The sequence below is a fragment of the Agrobacterium vitis genome (assembly GCF_013426735.1).
GTDB classification, from domain to species: domain Bacteria; phylum Pseudomonadota; class Alphaproteobacteria; order Rhizobiales; family Rhizobiaceae; genus Allorhizobium; species Allorhizobium vitis_D.
Window position 1 is genome coordinate 1,988,393 of the sequence record NZ_AP023272.1, and the last position, 17,969, is coordinate 2,006,361.

Here is a 17,969-nt window from a genome sequence, read left to right on the forward strand (position 1 = left end):
GTTACAATGCAGCCAGTTTGTCTCGCATCGCCCGGAGGCCCTCATAGAGGGATACTTTCGGCTCATATTGCAGTTCTCTTCTGGCTAGTGAAATATCGAGCGGATAGAGACGGCGCTTGAATAATGGCAGGTCAGCTGATCGGAAATCTAGGCTTGGACAATGAGGAAAAAGCTGTCTCAATGCCAAAATAACCTCCGCACTCGTGGAGATAGTCCCGGCTCCAACGTTGCAGCGGAGGTGTTGTCGCTTTTCGAGCGCGGTAATAGTTATGTTTGCGGCATCATCAACATACAAGTATTCATTGTCTCCCAATGCTGCCATTTGTCTAATGGAAACTGATTCTTCACAACCTGCCATAAGATCCTTGACTGTATCTTGAAGGATTTTCCCCATCCACGCTTCGCCGCGAAACTCTCCCCATCCATAAATCCCTGCAAACCGTAGCGAGATGCCAGTGGCGCCAATGCGGCGAGCGTATCGTTCAATCCAATCCTCAACGTATAATTTGGCAAAACCATATTCGGAGTCGACTGTCTTGGACGATGTCTCGGTCAACCTCAAATCCGAATTGGAGAAGTCGTATACAGCCAGACTAGACGCATGCACCACATGCGGTACACCGGCATCGAATGCGGCTTTGATAAACGATGCTGAGCCAGCGATGTTAATCTCCAAAGCTGCCTGAAGTTCATTGTCGAAATAATTCTCCATGACGCCCGCACTATGAAAGACTGCGTTTGGCTTTATACGCTGAATTAGATCAAGAACTGCAGCCTGATCTCTAACGTCGGCAGCAACGAATGGAACATGTGTACCGGAGACCTCGCAGAGGTAGTCACGTGCGTCTGGTGCTTTGTCGAGGACGGTGACGTCATCACCTCGGTGCACCAAAATCGCAGCAACATGGCTACCAAGCATACCAGCGCCTGAAATCAAGTATCTTCGGCTTTCACGAGATGACTCAACCATCTTCTAACCAATCTCGTTGGCGACCTTGCGATCGATACCAGATGAGTGAACCTTATAAATAAAGGTCGCTGTACATACAAAAATAGAGAATCCGCTGAGTGTCAAAGAAAGACTGAGCCCTAGGCATTGAAACATCGAGCCAATAGTAACAGCGCCAAGTGCAGGCGCCCCTCGAACTGCCATACCGTAAAGGCTCATGGCCCGACCTCTGAACGGGGGTTCCACATTCATTTGAAAGATAGTTTCTGAGGCAATGCCATTAGCAGCGAGAGACGCGCCAAGCGTAAACAAGACAGGAACGGCAAGCAAAATATTTCCTCCGCCAGCAAAAACGAGAAGGGTGACCGCGCTGAGAAATCCTGCTACGGCAAGCATTTTGTAGTGCGATATCTCATTCCGTATGCGAGATATAGCTAACCCGCCGACAAAAGCACCTGAAGCAATGGAGCCAGACAATAATGAGAGGGTTGAAGGATACCCATCGAAGAGGAGTCCAACGAGGCTAGGCATCATCTCCATAAGGCATCGGGCGGAAAACGAAACGGCAATCAGCAGAAAAAAAACAGGTCCCAGCGCGCGCGACTTTATTGTGTACATGAACCCACTTGAGATCTGCCGAAACCAATTATCTTTGATCGGGGCTTTTGGGCTCTGGGCGCTTTGAATAACGGTTAGCGTGGCAAGGAAGGTGAGGGTTGCGAACGCATTCAATGCAAATGGGACCCATGCAGGCCCTGTTCCGAGCAGAAAGCCAGCTGTGACAGGCCCGACAAAAACCGCGGTATTGAGAATTAAAGAGTTGTAAGCTGCCGCGCGCGTCATTTGATTTTTTTCAACCAAAGAAGCGATGAATGAAAAACGTGCCGGTCCCTGGAAGCCGTTGAGAATTCCAACAAGAATCGATCCCGCTACCCAAATGAACAGCGGCGGCGGTGCCAGTGAAACCACAATCGAGAGGATAGCCGAATATGCGACGGCTATGGCGGTTACGGTTTTAAGGATGGCCCTTTCGCCCAATCGGTCGGCAACTGCACCGGCAATCGGTGCGGCCAGAGTAGATGTTCCAAGCTCTGATAGACTGAGTACTCCAACCCATGTAGGAGAACCAGTCATCTGCCACACCAGCCAAGCTGCGGACACTCGCTGGAGCCAACTTCCGATGAGCGAGGTTCCGTAGGTGATGACGAACACCCAATAGCGAGAAGGTAGCGTTATGGTGTTTAACGACATTTTGGCCTCTCTATAAACAGGCTTGCGACAAGTCGTTCGTAAACTCCGCCACGGATTTCTCTGTTACATCCGGCATTACATACAGCGGAAAAACCCGTAGGGAAGCAGAAGGCCTGTTTGACGTAGAAAGGATGTCCGAAAATATACCGCACCCTTCCAAGAAATCGGCTATACGGCTACCTTCTTTAGTTTGGTCGTCAATCGCAATTGGGACAACATTAAGACCCCCATCTGGTAATAGACTGACAGCTGTGTTGCTGCAGAGTCTTGAACGGAGGTCCGCGACAAGTTCGCGCGCGCGTCCGACGTCATGCCTTAAACCATTCAAGCCCTTGGACTGCAACACGGCGAATGCCGCCGCCGCCATTGCTCCTGATCGGGAGCCCAGTATAGTCGCGTCAAGCCCTGAGGTGGTGTAACCAGCTGACCTCTCTACACTCTTCAACGTATCACCTAGGCACAGGAATGCACCGCAACCATATGGCGTGATGCCAAATTTGTGAAGATCCAGCGTCAGACTTTGAACGTGGCTCCACTCTCTCCATTTTGCAGGAAATGGAGAATCGGGAAGAAAAGGAAACAGAACTCCACCTAATGCAGCATCAACATGTATTACTATCGAAACTCTATGCAAATTTTCGATTTCACGCGAAAGTAGAGAAATGGCAGGCAAGTCGTCAATCGCGCCTGCTACTGTAGTGCCAAGTGTTGCGACGATAATAATCGCCGAAATTCCTTCGTCTATTAGGGAGAGAACTGCGTTTCGAAGTTCGGCTATCGACAACCTGAATTCATTGTCAGCACGAATAGTGATATGCTTGTTCCTTGGGGCACTAGTGCTCTGCTCCCCGTTCTCAAAGGCTAGGATATCGCACGCCTTCCTAATAGAAAAATGGGCATTTTCGCAGGATATAACTGCGATCCGTTTTCCCGTTCCTTGCTTGGCGATAATAGAATTTCTGGCGAGCCAAAGCCCCATTAAATTGCCTTCGCTCGCACCACTGGTAACGTAGCCGTCTATTTGTGCGGTATCCGCCGCGTAATATTCCGCCACAAAGTTAATGAGTTCCGCTTCACACTGCCGGAAGGTCTCCCATGGGCTTTTGCGTGATCCAGCATGCCGTGCTTTCCAGTTTTTGCTATGGACCCCTCCATTGTTCGGATTCAATTTACTGACCGCGGACCAAACAGCAATAGCGATCGGGTCGGGCGGCATGTCCGGCTTACCCCGAATTTTGCCCTGGGACTTGCTGATCATGTCCCGGAGCTGGTCTTCTGAAAAGAACGTTCCTTCCTCTGACGAAGATGTCGCTGTTTCACAATCAAGACGGGTCTCCAAAATAAACTCCCTAAATTGGATCGCTCGTTATAACTGGGGTTAAAATGGCGACGGCTTTTTCTATTGCCTCTTCGGCGTGGTCAGCCGTCGGGCCGACCGCAATAACATGGGCCAGCCTGCTATTGTTATCGGTACCGCCATGAACATATGCGCCAGTTTCTTTGTGCTGTAGAACCTCAACAACGCCTGGGATTGCGGTCGCCTGGTCAATGCCGCAGAGACGCTGGAAGATGCCAGAGGAGGCCGGATAAACAAATCTAATAGCGGCGGCTTGCTGGGGAGATGTGGCTGGCAGATCAATGGGATAATTCAGCATCGCCATTATATGAAGTTTGTACAGGTCGATGCCGGAAGCTAGAGGCAGCAGTCGTGTCGCAATGAAATCTCCCCCGGGTCTGGCGTTCGTTTCGATTATTCGAATTCGATCACCATCAAATTTTACCTCCACATGCATCGGACCTTGCGTCAATCCTATAGCTTTTACCGCCTGAAAACTAACAGAAACCAATCTTGACGAAAGTTCTAAGCTAATATTGGCCGGTAAAATATGTCCAATTTCGTCGCAATATGGAGGACTACTCGTTCGCTTGGCGGTGATGTAATTAAAAACCAGCTCTCCATTTAGAAGAAACAATTCAACGCTATATTCGGCGCCTCCGATATACTCTTCAAATATAAATTTTTTCTGATGCCGATACCCGAACTGGTTTTTTGACTGCAAGGTCTCACCGAAGTAGGAGATGAGTTCATCGACCGAACGACAAATTTTCACTCCTTGGCTCGACCAGGAATCAACCGGTTTAATGACACCTGGAAACCCAACATAAGAGGTGATACGGCCAACTTCGTCCACATCTAATAGATCTACATAGCGCAGAGAGGGTATCCCCGCACCTAAATACAACTCCCGCGCTAGATATTTATCCAAACTTGCTTTGTAAGAATCTTCCGAGTTTGTTTTAAATCCGAAATGGGACGAAACTCGCGCACAAGTTTCTAGTAAAAATTCATTTCCAGCGATTATCGCATTAATACTATCGAAGCATGGCGCATTCCTTACTGCCTCAATCAAATATAAAGGTTCAATTGTATCTTTCTCTTCGACAATGAAATCAACGAGGTGTCGATAGTTGAACTCATCTAGGAGGTCTATATTACTTACAATGGCGACAACTTGCAGGCCGAGATCTTTTGCAGCCACTACATAGCCACGCCCGTAATAAGCTGGTTCGACGATAGCAACGGCGGCCCTATTCATCTTATTTCTCCCTCAACGACCAACCGCATAGACCATCATTCGGCGAGGGCAAGCTGCAGCTCGAATGAGACTGCCAGTTCGTGAGATTGCGCTTACAGAACCCAGCCTCCAATCATGATCCGCATTACGAACCATGTGGCCTTTTTCTTTTAGACCCTCAATTATCTCCGTCCCAATTCGCGGTTCAACCGTCACTAGTAGAGGGCGCAATTCGAATGGTGGAAAAGAACTCTTCAAGTGCTCCGTTTGGACAGTCGGAGCATCAAGAGCCTCTTGCATGTCAAACCCGCGATATAGATGGCGAAGGAAAAACAACATTTGCCATTGTTCTTGTTGGTCAGCACCAGGTGTTGCAATTGCAATCGATGGGTTGAGTTCACTAAGCAATAACGTTGGCGACAGTGTCGTTCGAGGTCTTTTCCGCGGTGCAAGCGAATTTGGATGGCCTTTAACGAGCGAAAACCCGCATCCCCGGACACTTAGTGCAATGCCCAATGAATCGATTATAGGTGACTCAAGCACCGTCCCGCCGCTCTGGGTTGCGGCCACAATATTCCCAAACTTGTCGCTCGCAATGATGCTTGTAGTGTTCGTCGCTTTGGGATCCGCTCCCAGCGGATCATGCTGCAAAGAGCGTATGTGTTCCTCAATTGGTGAAACTGGTCCGTATGATGAGTTTTGATCTTCAATGGCGTGTTTGCCAATAAGCGCGGCTCGTCTATTTGAGTTTTCGGTTGATAAAAGATCTGTGAGCCGAACGTCGCAAAAATTCGGGTCGCCATAATAGGCGTCTCGATCAGCAAAAGCCAACTTAGTTGTTTCTAAGAAAACATGCAAAAAGGAAACCTCGTCCAATCTCCGAAGATCATTTCCGCAGGAATTTAGCAACGCGAGTTGCTGTAGAAAAACTGGGCCTTGAGTCCAGGGCCCTGGCTTAAAAGCGTTGTAGTCACCAAAGCTATAGCTGCAGGGGTCCTCGTAGGTGGCTTCCCATTCAACAAAATCATTTATAGATAGCAATGCGCGAAATTTATCGCCGCCGAGCGTGTGGGCCACCGGCGAGGCAAGGACTTTTTCGAATTCCTCTGCGACAAATCCTTGGCGAAACGTCCACCGAGCGCGTTCAATTTGAGCTTCCCGCTTAGACCCAACGGATTCGGCCTCTTGAATAATAAGCTCTAAAGTTTGCGCCAAGCGCAGATTTCTGTTGCCGAGTCCTTGGGAGTCCGGCTGGAGTTCACTGATGAGGCCAAAATTTGCCGGCCATTCGCGCTCAAAAAAAGACGAAAGTCGTTTGATTTCCCGTTTGATGAACACCGTCTGTGAACAGCCCGATTTTGCGTAAAATATTGCCGATTCAAGAGCTTCACGAACTGAAATGGTGCCATAGTCGCGTAGGAGAAGCATCCAAGAATCAAAACAGCCCGGCGTTACGGCTGCTAACAGGCCGCGGGCTGGCATCTCGCTTATTCCTAGTGATTTCACAGCTGTAATTGACGCAGCCGCACCTGATACGCCTTGACCGCATAGTACGCGAACTTCGCTCTCTTTAGGCTTGAAAATTGTTACACACTCACCGGCAATTCCGTTGAATTCTGGCAAGACTGCTTGTAGCACGAACGCACCAGCCGCTGCTGCGTCAAAGGCGTTGCCGCCTTGCTCGAGAATTTTCATTCCCACGGCGGATGCCAAATAGTGCGTTGAAGACACTGCGCCAAAATGCGCCATAATCACGGGTCGGGTCGAGAACGCTGCCATTTATGTTCAGCTCCCTTCAAGCGTGCGTTTTTTTTTAAAGCCTCGAGGACTATATCCAGCGAGTCGCGGAGAGCGTCCGCCACTTCTGGTGCTCGGCCGGATGTCATGGCGAAATTCACCCTGAAGCGAAGTGCATCACGTTGGCTTGCGTCGAAAGGCTGTCCATCTGCGATCAACATGTTATGGCGGATGGAAACCAATTTTACGAAATCAGCGCTCTTCACCCCTACTTTTCCCATGTCGAACCAAAGGAAGTAAGCGCCAGCCGGAGGATTAATTTGTAGGTCGGCCCGTTTAAGAGCCGCTACTGTGGCGTCTCGGTCGTCTTTGCACCGTTGCACCAACTGCCGCTTCCATGAGTGCATTTCGGACCATTCGTGATACGCTAGAGCGAGAACCTGGGCCGGTGTCGAGGCGGACATAGCGAGAGCGTAATGCACACGATCTACTCGCGAGCTCATTGCGGTCGGAGAAATCAGATAACCAATCCTCCAACCAGTAATACCTAACATCTTCGAAAAACTACAGATTCTGAAGCAGTCGACATCATGGGAGGGTTCGGGGTTATGGCCCTCATAAACAAAGTCTCGATAAACCTCATCATACAATAACGTTGCGTTGTAGGAGCGGCAAAGCTCCTCGACATACAAGAGCTGATCGGGCTTGATCACATGCCCGGCAGGGTTACTGGGTGAGTTCACGAGTACGAAGCGTGGTCGCTCTCGCGAGAACAGCGCCCCCAGGTCGTCCCATCCCGAATAAAGGACGGTCCTCATTCCTAGAAACTGCACTGTATTTCTAGTGCCTGGAAAGCAAATCTGCGGCAGGGCAATCAGATCGCCCGCGCCGCCGGCCGAGAGAAGGGCCACAGTGAGGGCCATAGATGCGCCGCCGGTAATGCTGATTTGGCTCGGCGAAATGGGCTGTCCTAGAACCGCGGTTGAAGCGATCGCCTCCCGCAATTCGGGCATGCCACCTGGTGGTAGATAATTCATAGGGCGACCTAAGAGACAACCCAGGACTTTATCCTGGATCGGCTGTGGAATCGTCGTTCGGAGTTCACCTATAGATAGATCCAGTGCCTCTTTCATTCCGCCCTCCGAACGATATCAAGGCCAAATTGGTCAATAGCAACAGTTTTCTTTCCAGTGAACCTTGTGATATCGTAGGTCAGTTTTTTATATTGAACCAAGTCGTTCTGGAACTTTGGCCAGCAGACATCATGCGCCAGTAACGTTCCGCCCGGCGTCAGTACGGGCCACACCGCGTCAACGAGACTTGAATAATTTTCTTTCCCACGCTCGGGATCGTCGGCATCGAGTAGAACCAAGTCTACGGTATCGGAAATGAAATTCTGTATGTCATGACCGTCGCCCAAGACCACGTCAATATTGTTCAACCCGAATCGGGCAAAATTCCCACGCGCGATTTCGTTAGCCTTTTGGTCTGGATCAATGCCGATCACTTTGGCATGCGGACCCGCGCCAGCGGCGAGCCAGATCGTCGAGTTACCCTGGTATGATCCGATTGTGACTATTAATTTGGGACCGATTGAGCGGCCAATAGCATACAGAAGCCGTGCCATGCGCGTCGTAATAGCAGTTACGTCGACATTAAACGTTTGGTTAACTTTTTTTGAAACGGAGCCGAATTCACTCAAAGGGCAATTATGGAAAGGCAAGAAGCCGCTAGCTTGCAAATGTCGAACTGCATGAAGCACTATCAAATCGTTGCGATGCTCTTCATCGGGGCTTTCTTTCCCCACTCTCATCTGGCCCCCCCATTGAATTCGAGATGACAGAAAGCTGCATAGTCCCACGCCGTACGGATAAGTGTTTCAGGATCTTCAGTGCGTGGATTGTCGCAAAGGAAGCTTCGTGAGACTACTTCCCCGCCCATGAGCCGCACTGTGACACGCAACTGAGCATCCGCTCTTTTTGCGTCGTCTGCCGCCGCCCCGATTACGACCAAGGCGACAAGGCAGTTTTCTAGGGGCAGGGCTCGTTCGTGAGATTGATCTAGGGGATTATCGTACAGCGCGCCGCCCAGAACATCTAGAAGGTTCTTCGCAATCCCACTTGGTCCGCCCCAGTAAGCTGGCACAGACAGCACCAGACGCTGACATCTTCGTAGTTTTTCGACCAAATCATCTAGATCTGGCCTTTGGTAGGCCGACAGAGGCAAACCTTCAAAAAGGGGAATACCAAGAGTTTTGAGATCAAAACTGTGAACAGCATTTCCGGCTCGGCGAAGTCCACCTTCGACGATCGACAAAACTTGCCGACTAGCAGATCTCTTTTCTTGGGTGAGACCGGCACCTTTGAGGCTTGAACAGATTGTAACGATAGCGGGTTCTCGCATAGCTCTTACGCACTACTGCGCTCCTACCAGAGACTTGTTCAGATCGACATCCGGCAAAGGCAGCATATCGACCAGCGGATTGTAAGACGGTAATTTTGACGGAAGTCGAGGTGTCCTCTTCCCAACTGGAAAAAAACCCGCATCCTCAAGTGATTGAAAACGTATCCGAAAATCTCTTGAGTCTGTAAGATTTCGGTAGAATGCTGCTAGCACTCCTATTTCTTGCAATAAACTCGTATCGCGTTGGCGTTGAGACATTGTTTGACATTCAATGAACCAAGGCTCAGCATCATTAGTGTTTCCGACACTGAACTCCAGGGTGGCAAGTGCAAGCGCTATTCGAGAACGTGAGTAGTGAAGCATCGAATTCGTTGCGGCGGCAAACGACTCCATGAATTTTTCGCGCGCAAATGATATATCGCCAGACCGGAATGCTATGCTGCCGATTCGATAGAAATAGCTCATCAAAAATTCGTCATTGTTCGTGTTCCTGATATATTTTCCGAATACTTCGTCAAAATGACGACGAGCTTCCAAATATTTTCCTTGAATCTCTAAGAGCAACACACAGTTTGCTACTAAATTGAATTTTAGATATTCCACATCGGCACCGGATAATCGAGCGATGCGTCGTAATGCAAGCAATTCCCTCCTCATTGCAGAGTCTAGGAGACGAATTTTATTGGCAGGCGATGCCGCCCTAGCCGCCATACTATCTAGCAGGGCCAATCCATTATCTTGCCACGAAAGCTCCAGTGCTGCTGCTGCCGGATCCAACACAGCGCCGTTTGCCTCAATTTCGTTCTTGCCACGTTCGAAGTAACTTTGAGCCGCAGACATATCATAACGCCTCTTGGCCAAAATCAGCCCATTAAGGTAGAGTACTTGTGACCGTAAGATCCGGTCCTCCGTGAGCGTCAAGGCCTGTTCCAAAGCACTGATGGCATCATCGATGTTCCCAAGGTTGCAATCGACTGTGGCTCGAAGGCGCAAGGCTTTGGCTGCTTGGAAATCATCTAATGGGCCTAGCAAAACGCTGCGGTTGAGTTGATATGCTCGGTCATAGGTCAGAAACGACAGGCAATCTGCAAAATCCTGCTCGTATTGGCCGAAGTCCGAACGCTGCATGTCGACGTCGCTGAAAATACCATTAGTGCTGGCCTCTGAAAAAGACGATAAGAACCGGACATTCGGGTCACGTTCTGCTATCGCTGTGTATAACAGTCGCCTGGCAAGAAGAATTTCAGACTCCATTGATCTGTCTCGCCCCCGTCGATCAAGGACATCGAGTTCAAAAACTACTGGAATATCTAAAAAACAATTGCAGCGTGCCAACACCCTTAAAGATGCGCTATCAACTCCGTCTGCCTGTTGTATGCGGATCCGCGCAACTTTGTGTTGAGACAATGCATAAGCCAGCTGTTCCGCCTGTTGCTCGATCAAAGCTGAAATCCGAATTGTTTCACGGCTAATTCGCCGAGTGACGGCTTGCACAGCCGATCGCCCTGTCGAACCGATTTCTCCGTTTCCGCTGTTGGGGCTTAGCAAGCGGAAAGCTTCTTCGCCAAACGACGTGCAAAGTTGAGTTTTGAGTGATTTCAAGAACGAAAAATGGTGAAAGTTTGCCTCGGCCCGGACGCAAAAAAAACCTGTTTCAGCCCCACTAAATAAAGCCTGATTCATTACGGAAACCCTTCATGGACTTACGTGGCGAAAGACAGGGAAAACGGATAAAGTGATAAAGGGAGGCTGCGCTTTACCACAGCCTCCCAGCTTTTTACCAAGCGATCGCTTTGACGGCGGTGGCTAGGCGCTCTTCATCACCTTCTTCAGGGAGAAGGTTGGCTTCGGCGAGAATATCCGCCAGGGTCAGTTCTTCCTGATTGATTGCTTCATGCGAGACTTCAGCTTGGGTATCCATTTGATTGCTCCATTGCTTGAATTCACGATTACTGCATTTACAACGTCAAAATTTTCACCGAAATGTACAACTGTCAAGCGAGCGGTAGCGGTATTTGCTTCCGATGCTCAGGCCGCTCACTAGGTAAGTTGCGACACTTACGTACAAATTTGCGCATTTCACATTTTTGTGATTACAGGCAATTTCCGCCCAATCTTTTCGCTTTTCGGTCAAATGCTCAAAAAACAAGCGCTTTTAGTGGCGGTACGAGAGCAATCATCTCTAATGCCAATCGCTCAACTCTCCTCAAAATTTCAGGAGAAATGAGGTGAGGTTGCCCACCAACCAATTCATAGTCTGTTTTTGTTGTGGCGACGTGCGTTTGGAGCGGATGGCCGTAAAGAGTTCGAATAATCGTTTGCAGATGCTCACAAGGCTGAGCGCACAATCTTATTGAACTACCGTGGCTCAATAGTCCAACCGGCTTGTTGCGAAATGCATCGTACCACAGATGATCGAGTGCGTTCTTTAGAACTCCTGAGTACGAGCCATGATACAGAGGCGAGCCTATCGCCAATCCGTCTGCTCGCCGCACACTGTCATAAAACCGCTGCACAGCACCATCTGGATTTTGTTCGGGAGCCCAATGGAATTCAGGTTGTGCAATTGGTAGTTGTGATGTTTGAAAATCCCAAATGTCAACTTCGTGCTCAAGAGAGGTCAGGTTTTGAGCGAGAGAGTTCATTAGCTCCCTCGTATGGGAGGAGCTTGATATCGATCCTGAAATCAACATAAAACGCATGAAAGCCCCCTGATTGAGAAAAGATGTTAGATATCAACCAATTTAAAAAAGCCGATGCGCTGAAGCTTTCCGGTTGGGCCTTTTGGCAGCTCTTTAAGAAAAATTATCTTCTTTGGAACCTTGAAGTCGGCGAGGCGCGCAGAAGCGAAGGCACGTATTGAACTTTCTGTTTCTATCGCCCCTTCACTTAGAACTATCGCCACACCAACTTCCTCGCCAAGCGTATCGTGAGGATATGCAAACGTACAGACCTGTTCAATCGCCGGATGTTCGATCAAAATGTCATCAACCTCCCTTGGGGAGATCTTTTCGCCGCCTCGATTTATTATTTCTTTGATGCGGCCCGTAAGGTGTAGATAGCCGTCGGCGTCTAAAAAACCTTCGTCGCCTGTTTTAAACCAGCCATCTATGAATGCGGCACTATTGATAGCTTCCGAGGCGTCGTATCTATCGAGCACCGTTGCGCCCTTGATGCAGACTTCACCGATGGTTCCTGGTTCTAACGAGACACCTGACAGTGAAAGTATACCAACATGTACAGCTGCTGAAAGGCCGACCGAGCTGGCTTTCCTAGTCGCCGGTGGTAATGGATTTGATGAAATTTGGTGGGCCGCCTCGGTCATTCCGTATGCTTCAATTAATGGACATCCGAACTTCCTCTCAACCGCTTGCATAACTCGGGGAGGCATAGGAGAAGATGAAGAACGTATAAATCTCAATTTCTTACCGATATCTCGCGCATCGTTGTCTCCCACGCGCGCAACAATTGCTTGATGCATCGTGGGGACTGCGGTGAACCAGGTCGGGGTATTCTCCCTAGCCCATTGCGTGAACTTGAAAACGTTGAAGCCGGGCGTACACGAGATCGAACCGCCGCTTTGGAGCGATGATAAAAGCGCACCGACAAGGCCGTGTATATGAAAAAGAGGCATGATATTGAGACAGCAGTCTTCGTCGCTTAATCTCAACGAGCTTGCAATGTTTTTCGCGGAAAGCAATAATTTTTCTTTGGAAAGAGGAACCATCTTTGGCCGAGATGTAGTTCCCGACGTGTGCAGGATTAGAGAAATGTCCGCTGGTACGGCGTCGCTTTTGGTACGTTCATTGATTTGAGGTTGGCCATGTATATCGAAGGTACCCGCAGCGTCCCGGCGGGGCTGTAAGTGAATCATTGGAATTCGCAGTTCAGCGGCGGCGGCTTCGGCAGCTGCGTTACTAAATTCGTGAACTAGAAGCGCTGTTGCACCAAGATCGCTGAGATAAAACTTGAATTCTTCCTTTCTGTAGGCCGGGTTTAAAGGTGCGGCGATGGCAAAATTGGCAACGGAGAGAAAAGCAGTAGCCATTTCAGGCCCGTTTGGTAGTACTATCGCAATGCGATCCGTACCGCTGTATCCTAGGGAGCGAAAACGATCATTTTGAGAAATGATGTGGTTTCGTAGAGCGCCATAGGTCAGGCTATTTCTGCCTGGCGCTTTAATTGCAGTCGCATTTGGACTGCCAACCAGCACTTCTAGCATGCAGTGTCCCTCAATCAGGTGATACATACAACACGCAAAGTAGGTTGAATCCTTTTGCTGTGCAATAAACTTTATTGCTTTTGCGCTTACCAACGAGATGGGGCTCGTCGTTTGGCTAATGATGATCAGGAAGTAGAACTACAGAATTGCGTGATCCGCTGCCTTTTTTCAAAGGCAATGCGGTGATGCCTGGGGCCATAAGCCCCGGTGGGGGAGTTCAATGTTCAGAATTGGGAAAACTAGTCCCGGCGCTCAAGCAGCAGCTCTCTGAACGGTTCTGATATGACTGGGGACTGTGAGGAATTTCGCGTACGGGGATGCATAATGGTATGAAGGAGACCCTTCATGGCATGACGGAAAGAAGCGATTATCCCGGACGCGATAGTTGATTTAATTGCTCGGCGGGGCTGACGCCAAGACCGTTTTTGAGGGCGGTGCTAGCTTTTGCGCGCGGGCCGTGTTGTATCCTGTGGTACAGCCGAGTGAACTCGTGCTCACCGCTTAGGGAAACATATCAACGAGATAACTCAAGAGACACTGCAGGTCACCGGGTCGCTTCCTTTCAAGGCGGGCCACTTCTGCTGCTGTCTCTAGTCCTAGAGCTATGCGTCGCCTTCCGTGGCCAGTTTCAACGAGCGCCTCAGCTATAACGTGTATTTGGCATCGAGGCTGGTCGAGAAATGCTTCAGAAATGCGGTGGCTTAGAGAATGTGGCCGCACCTTACGTCCAAAAGTAGCGCTGCGGCCGAAGCTTTTTCTATAGAAGGAAAATGGCTATGTCTGTCGATTAATGCCGTCCGCGCCTGATTATGCGTCGCTGCGCTTGGGCGGCGTCAAGTTTTGCCAGAACCTCGGCCGCATAAGCTTCCGCGTCACCACGTGTCCGGATGGTGGCTGCCTTCGCCTGAATAGCTGCTATAGCAGTGGGTGACTGGTCGGAAAGTTCGGCGTCGGCTTTACGCAAAGTGGCAACTGCACCCGCGAGGTTGCCACGTTCGGGAAGGTTTTGCCCCAATGTAATCGCTCTTTCTGCGACGGTCCGCACCTGCCCGATGGAACTGGCTGAGGGGATCGGGGCTGGAGGCGCCTGCAAAGTTCGCGCGGAAGTCAAACTGATGTTTCCGAGCGGGGAGTTTGCTGCTGCATCACGATTTGTAAGCGGCGCAAGGCCCCAAAGATCTTCCAATAGCTTAGGCACGGAAGAATGATCGTAGGTGTTATGATCGACCGTGCCCTGCGGGATGAGCGGTGAGACTAGTACCGCGGGCACACGTACTCCCAGTGTCGTAAAATCGAATCCATGGGTGTTGTAGCCGTAGTTTGGATTATCACCGGGCGCAGTCGCGGTTCCATTCTCAGGGCTGACGGAGTCGTAGTATCCGCCATGTTCGTCGTAGATGACGACCAACAAGCTGGTGTCCCAATAGGGCGAGTTTCGGATTGCCGAATATACGGCGGCGAGTAGATGCTCGCCGCCGTATGGATCATCCATCGGATGTTGCGAGGAGCCGCCTTGATAGGTCCCGCCTGTGATATCTCCATAGTGGGGTTCGATGAACGTATAGGGATAAGGATAAGGCCCCTGCAGATCAGCTGCAAAATTCTGCAAGGAGTTAAAATCCCCCAACGTCACGCCGGATAGCGATGATACTTGCGGGACTGAGCCTAGAATGGAGCCGGCTGCGGGATCGTCGCTGTAGAGGCTAAGATGTGACGAATTGGCGTCTCTGTAGAAACGATAGGGGATCCCTTGCGATGCCAAGCGTTGGTAGATGGATCCGTTGGGGTACTTAAACCCGAGACCAGGGAGTTCCCAACCCGCCATTTGAGCGGAACCGGGGCTATCGTCGAAGCCGGAGGACGAAGCGCCGTGGAGAAAGAAACGGTTCGGCCACGTGGGTCCGGGTAGCGACGAATACCAGTGATCGCAAACGCCAAACTGTGACGCCAGCCACCCCAAAACTGGGAGCTGCGTCGGCGTGTCGAAAGCGTTCATGATATATTGAATCTGGTTCGCTGCCGGAGGTATATGGGGATCTTCGGTAGTTGATGTGGCATAGCTTGCGGCGAAACCGGAATTATCGATCGCAGGATAGGCCTGGCCGCTCTCGAAGGTCGCACCGGGACCCGCCAGTTGCGTGACGACATCATCGAATTCATGCCCCGGATCGGTCGGCATGCTCAGCGGTGCGCCCGACTGAACGTGATAAGTCGTCCCGTTATATTCATTGTAATTAGCCGCGGTTGCGGCGGTAATACCCGGAATGCCCGACATCGCGAGCATATTATCGAAGGAATGGTTTTCCAGCATTACTACGAACACATGGCTGATGGGCTTGGCCACAGCGGGGGTGAGGCGCGTCATGCCATTTGTGCAGCCGCTGGACTTGAGCGCCACGTTGAACGTCGATGTGTCGACTGAAAGGGTGATCGACTGGCTCGCGTCGGCATGCTGGAGTTGGCATTCCTTCCAGTATGGATCGGTCACGGAGCCGCTGCTGACATAGAGTCCGGCTTGGGGACCTGACCGTACGAATAACATAACTGACCAGTAATCCAATATTCCTTGGGTACCGAGGCCGGTTTCGAAAAGGACCTTGAGCGGGCCGGCCGTTGCTCCAACGCCGACCGCCCAGCTCCCACGTTGGATCCCGTTGCTACTGTTCTGATGGAATAGCACGATATCGGCGTCTTGCCCGGTATTATTCGTGATACTGATGTTCGCATATTGCTGTGTGGTCATGTCTATTACTCCCTATATGCTCGTCGGCGATGATCATCGCACCGAGCAATTGAACCGTGTTTCAATTCGAGGATTGACTGGCTGCACAGCGTTGAGCCGTCAGTACACTGGCGACGCAACCCGATAGTGCATTGTCGACAAAATCGTTGAGCAACACGAGGAGGTTGGCATCGGACAAGGCAGTGACATTCTCGAGTAGCCAAGGATAAGTGTTCGAATCCATCATCGGCTTGGTGGACATGAGTGGGTTGTAAGCATTGCTCATCGAATCTGCCAAAGCGATGACGTTTTTGACGACGTTTTGGCCCGTCGCGGTAGCCTGAAGTTGCAGTACGGTGTAATCACTTGTTTGCCCGGACTTTGTCATCGCCTTCAAGGCGTCCATAATTACCTGCGGATCTGTGGTCTCATACGCGTCGCTATAGGAATCGTATTTTGTCGCCGGGTACCAATTCAATGACGGTTGATTGAGGAAGAACAATCGTTTGTTGGCCTGAATCAGATCTGCGTAACGGGTTGCGAGATCTCCAGCCGAACCGACTTGAATGGATTCTGCATTGGTGCTTTGTTGCGCAGCGGCAAATCTGGTCTGAAGCGTTGCTGCACTCGGATCCATGGTCGTGTGGTCGTTGAATCCCGCTGTTCCAAGGCTGATTACAACGATTTCCGAGGGATTTGCGACGAGCCAGGCCAGCACGTCCTTGAAGAACGAATCCAACTGTTGACCGGGTATCACGTTATGGATGTGATAGATGTCGTCCAGGATAGGTCTGATTTGCGAAGGCGCGTAACCCGGTCTGAAATCGAAATAACGGCATCCCAGGTTGAGCATGGTCTGGATGTTGTCTTTCTGGGTGACCGCTTCGCCAATAATGACTCCTTTTAATTGGACTGCTGCAAGACCTGATAGAATGGTGGCACCTGGAATCCATCCTAGAAAGGCCGCAACCAGAGCCGCAACGCCGGTCGCCGAATTGCATAGTGTGTTCACCTGGGTCAGGTCGAACATGCCTGCATCATGTGCTCCAGGAAGAACGAAGCTTGCAAACGGAGCGTTTTTTACGGCGGGATTGGTGGAAGCTAGTGTTCCCATCCAACTTTGCTGCGATCCGGTGAGGTAGGCGTAAATTTGGTCCTGGTTGGTCAGGCCGGTCCTACTGCCTGTTCCAGCATCGAACATGCCGTATGAGAAGGCGAAGTCCGGGCCAATAATCGACGGTGTGTTCATCATGTTGTCGAGCGGACCACTGGTATTACCCGTCACAGCATTAATGCTTTCCTCGAATGATTGAGCCGGGTCCGTTGTCGTTGAGAATAAGAACGAACCGTAGGGGCTAAGACCAAAGTTCAAAGTGATCTGGCAATTGCCTTTGGTTATCATCGGCGAGCTGCCGACAGCGATTGGCGCAAGCGCCCAACTTCCGTTGGTGTTCTTGGCCTCCGCATGAAGGCTCGAGGTAGAGGAGTTCACGAGGTAATAGTCGACACCCTTGCTTGTCATAGGCTCTCCCATTTACAGCAAAATTACCACACTACTTACCTACACGAGAATTATAATAAATAATATACCATGAATTGAAATAAATTAGTGAATTTCAGCCAAAAACACGAATCTAGAGGCCTATTGCCTTCATGACTTGAGAAGGGCCGATCGCAAATTTCCCGCTTAGCGGCGCTGTTTAGTTCCGCTTCGAAATGATCCATGGTTCCACTTGGTCTGATCCAGTCCGCTCCTAAACATGCTTGAATGAGCTTGTTGAAAGAGGTGGGACTGGCTCTTTATGTCTGGCTCTATTATTCGGGCGATGAAGTCTCGAGAGGAGATATCAGTGTTTCCACAGCGGACCATTTCTGTGGAAATCATTTTACAATTCAGACTTGACACCCTTGGAACCATTAGGCAATTTGGCGCAGTATTTTACAGGGGATTGTTGGCTATTTAGATGTTTTAAATAGCTATACGACCGGCCTCTTAATCAGCGGGTCGTAGGTTCGAACCCTACATCACCCACCATTCTCTTTTATTAAAGTTCAGTTGTGAACTCATTAGCCTCGGACGTGAGGCAATGCTCTTGGTGTTGATTTCGT

At 50.3% G+C, this 17,969-nt stretch carries 14 protein-coding genes; all 14 read right to left on the minus strand.

Annotation, left to right across the window (positions count from 1 at the left end; genetic code table 11):
* Position 1 precedes the first annotated feature (1 nt).
* The gene (locus H1Y61_RS09175; RefSeq protein ID WP_180572408.1) at positions 2-970 is read right to left on the minus strand and encodes an NAD-dependent epimerase/dehydratase family protein; all 969 of its coding nucleotides are present in this window, start codon (positions 968-970) and stop codon (positions 2-4) included.
* Between the two features lie 3 nt (positions 971-973).
* Entirely contained in the window at positions 974-2,200 is a 1,227-nt protein-coding gene (locus H1Y61_RS09180) for an MFS transporter (RefSeq protein WP_180572409.1), read from the minus strand.
* A 10-nt stretch (positions 2,201-2,210) separates the two neighbouring features.
* Positions 2,211-3,539, minus strand: coding sequence for a pyridoxal phosphate-dependent decarboxylase family protein (locus H1Y61_RS09185; RefSeq protein WP_180572410.1), 1,329 nt, complete (start codon positions 3,537-3,539; stop codon positions 2,211-2,213).
* 10 nt (positions 3,540-3,549) lie between these two features.
* Positions 3,550-4,797: an ATP-grasp domain-containing protein gene (locus H1Y61_RS09190; protein ID WP_180572411.1), complete on the minus strand. Its 1,248-nt coding sequence runs from the start codon at positions 4,795-4,797 to the stop codon at positions 3,550-3,552.
* 12 nt (positions 4,798-4,809) lie between these two features.
* Positions 4,810-6,555 carry a gamma-glutamyltransferase family protein gene (locus H1Y61_RS09195; RefSeq protein ID WP_180572412.1) on the minus strand — a complete coding sequence of 582 codons (1,746 nt, stop codon included), beginning with the start codon at positions 6,553-6,555 and terminating at the stop codon, positions 4,810-4,812.
* A complete protein-coding gene (locus tag H1Y61_RS09200; protein ID WP_180572413.1) occupies positions 6,528-7,646 on the minus strand; it encodes a pyridoxal phosphate-dependent aminotransferase in 1,119 nt (372 codons plus the stop codon). Before H1Y61_RS09200 ends, H1Y61_RS09195 begins: the two co-directional genes overlap by 28 nt.
* Positions 7,643-8,326: an O-methyltransferase gene (locus H1Y61_RS09205; protein WP_180572414.1), complete on the minus strand. Its 684-nt coding sequence runs from the start codon at positions 8,324-8,326 to the stop codon at positions 7,643-7,645. The genes H1Y61_RS09200 and H1Y61_RS09205 overlap by 4 nt, the downstream gene beginning before the upstream one ends.
* Positions 8,323-8,916: an NADPH-dependent FMN reductase gene (locus tag H1Y61_RS09210; RefSeq protein WP_180572415.1), complete on the minus strand. Its 594-nt coding sequence runs from the start codon at positions 8,914-8,916 to the stop codon at positions 8,323-8,325. The genes H1Y61_RS09205 and H1Y61_RS09210 overlap by 4 nt, the downstream gene beginning before the upstream one ends.
* Before the next feature lie 12 nt (positions 8,917-8,928).
* Entirely contained in the window at positions 8,929-10,599 is a 1,671-nt protein-coding gene (locus H1Y61_RS09215; RefSeq protein ID WP_180572416.1) for a hypothetical protein, read from the minus strand.
* A gap of 94 nt (positions 10,600-10,693) precedes the next feature.
* A complete protein-coding gene (locus H1Y61_RS09220; RefSeq protein ID WP_180572417.1) occupies positions 10,694-10,837 on the minus strand; it encodes a hypothetical protein in 144 nt (47 codons plus the stop codon).
* A gap of 217 nt (positions 10,838-11,054) precedes the next feature.
* Positions 11,055-11,618 carry an NADPH-dependent FMN reductase gene (locus H1Y61_RS09225; protein ID WP_180572418.1) on the minus strand — a complete coding sequence of 188 codons (564 nt, stop codon included), beginning with the start codon at positions 11,616-11,618 and terminating at the stop codon, positions 11,055-11,057.
* Between the two features lie 26 nt (positions 11,619-11,644).
* Entirely contained in the window at positions 11,645-13,138 is a 1,494-nt protein-coding gene (locus tag H1Y61_RS09230; protein ID WP_180572419.1) for an AMP-binding protein, read from the minus strand.
* A gap of 787 nt (positions 13,139-13,925) precedes the next feature.
* Positions 13,926-15,881, minus strand: coding sequence for an alkaline phosphatase family protein (locus H1Y61_RS09235; RefSeq protein WP_180572420.1), 1,956 nt, complete (start codon positions 15,879-15,881; stop codon positions 13,926-13,928).
* A gap of 61 nt (positions 15,882-15,942) precedes the next feature.
* A complete protein-coding gene (locus H1Y61_RS09240) occupies positions 15,943-17,382 on the minus strand; it encodes a PI-PLC domain-containing protein (protein WP_180572421.1) in 1,440 nt (479 codons plus the stop codon).
* Positions 17,383-17,969 lie beyond the last annotated feature (587 nt).

What these genes read in the sequence shown, in the direction of transcription:
- H1Y61_RS09230 (WP_180572419.1), bottom strand. Translation starts at nt 13,138, where the DNA reads ATGCTAGAAGTGCTGGTTGGCAGTCCAAATGCGACTGCAATTAAAGCG.
- H1Y61_RS09225 (WP_180572418.1), bottom strand. Translation starts at nt 11,618, where the DNA reads ATGCGTTTTATGTTGATTTCAGGATCGATATCAAGCTCCTCCCATACG.
- H1Y61_RS09190 (WP_180572411.1), bottom strand. Translation starts at nt 4,797, where the DNA reads ATGAATAGGGCCGCCGTTGCTATCGTCGAACCAGCTTATTACGGGCGT.
- H1Y61_RS09235 (WP_180572420.1), bottom strand. Translation starts at nt 15,881, where the DNA reads ATGACCACACAGCAATATGCGAACATCAGTATCACGAATAATACCGGG.
- H1Y61_RS09205 (WP_180572414.1), bottom strand. Translation starts at nt 8,326, where the DNA reads ATGAGAGTGGGGAAAGAAAGCCCCGATGAAGAGCATCGCAACGATTTG.
- H1Y61_RS09200 (WP_180572413.1), bottom strand. Translation starts at nt 7,646, where the DNA reads ATGAAAGAGGCACTGGATCTATCTATAGGTGAACTCCGAACGACGATT.
- H1Y61_RS09175 (WP_180572408.1), bottom strand. Translation starts at nt 970, where the DNA reads ATGGTTGAGTCATCTCGTGAAAGCCGAAGATACTTGATTTCAGGCGCT.
- H1Y61_RS09240 (WP_180572421.1), bottom strand. Translation starts at nt 17,382, where the DNA reads ATGACAAGCAAGGGTGTCGACTATTACCTCGTGAACTCCTCTACCTCG.
- H1Y61_RS09220 (WP_180572417.1), bottom strand. Translation starts at nt 10,837, where the DNA reads ATGGATACCCAAGCTGAAGTCTCGCATGAAGCAATCAATCAGGAAGAA.
- H1Y61_RS09180 (WP_180572409.1), bottom strand. Translation starts at nt 2,200, where the DNA reads ATGTCGTTAAACACCATAACGCTACCTTCTCGCTATTGGGTGTTCGTC.
- H1Y61_RS09195 (WP_180572412.1), bottom strand. Translation starts at nt 6,555, where the DNA reads ATGGCAGCGTTCTCGACCCGACCCGTGATTATGGCGCATTTTGGCGCA.
- H1Y61_RS09210 (WP_180572415.1), bottom strand. Translation starts at nt 8,916, where the DNA reads ATGCGAGAACCCGCTATCGTTACAATCTGTTCAAGCCTCAAAGGTGCC.
- H1Y61_RS09215 (WP_180572416.1), bottom strand. Translation starts at nt 10,599, where the DNA reads ATGAATCAGGCTTTATTTAGTGGGGCTGAAACAGGTTTTTTTTGCGTC.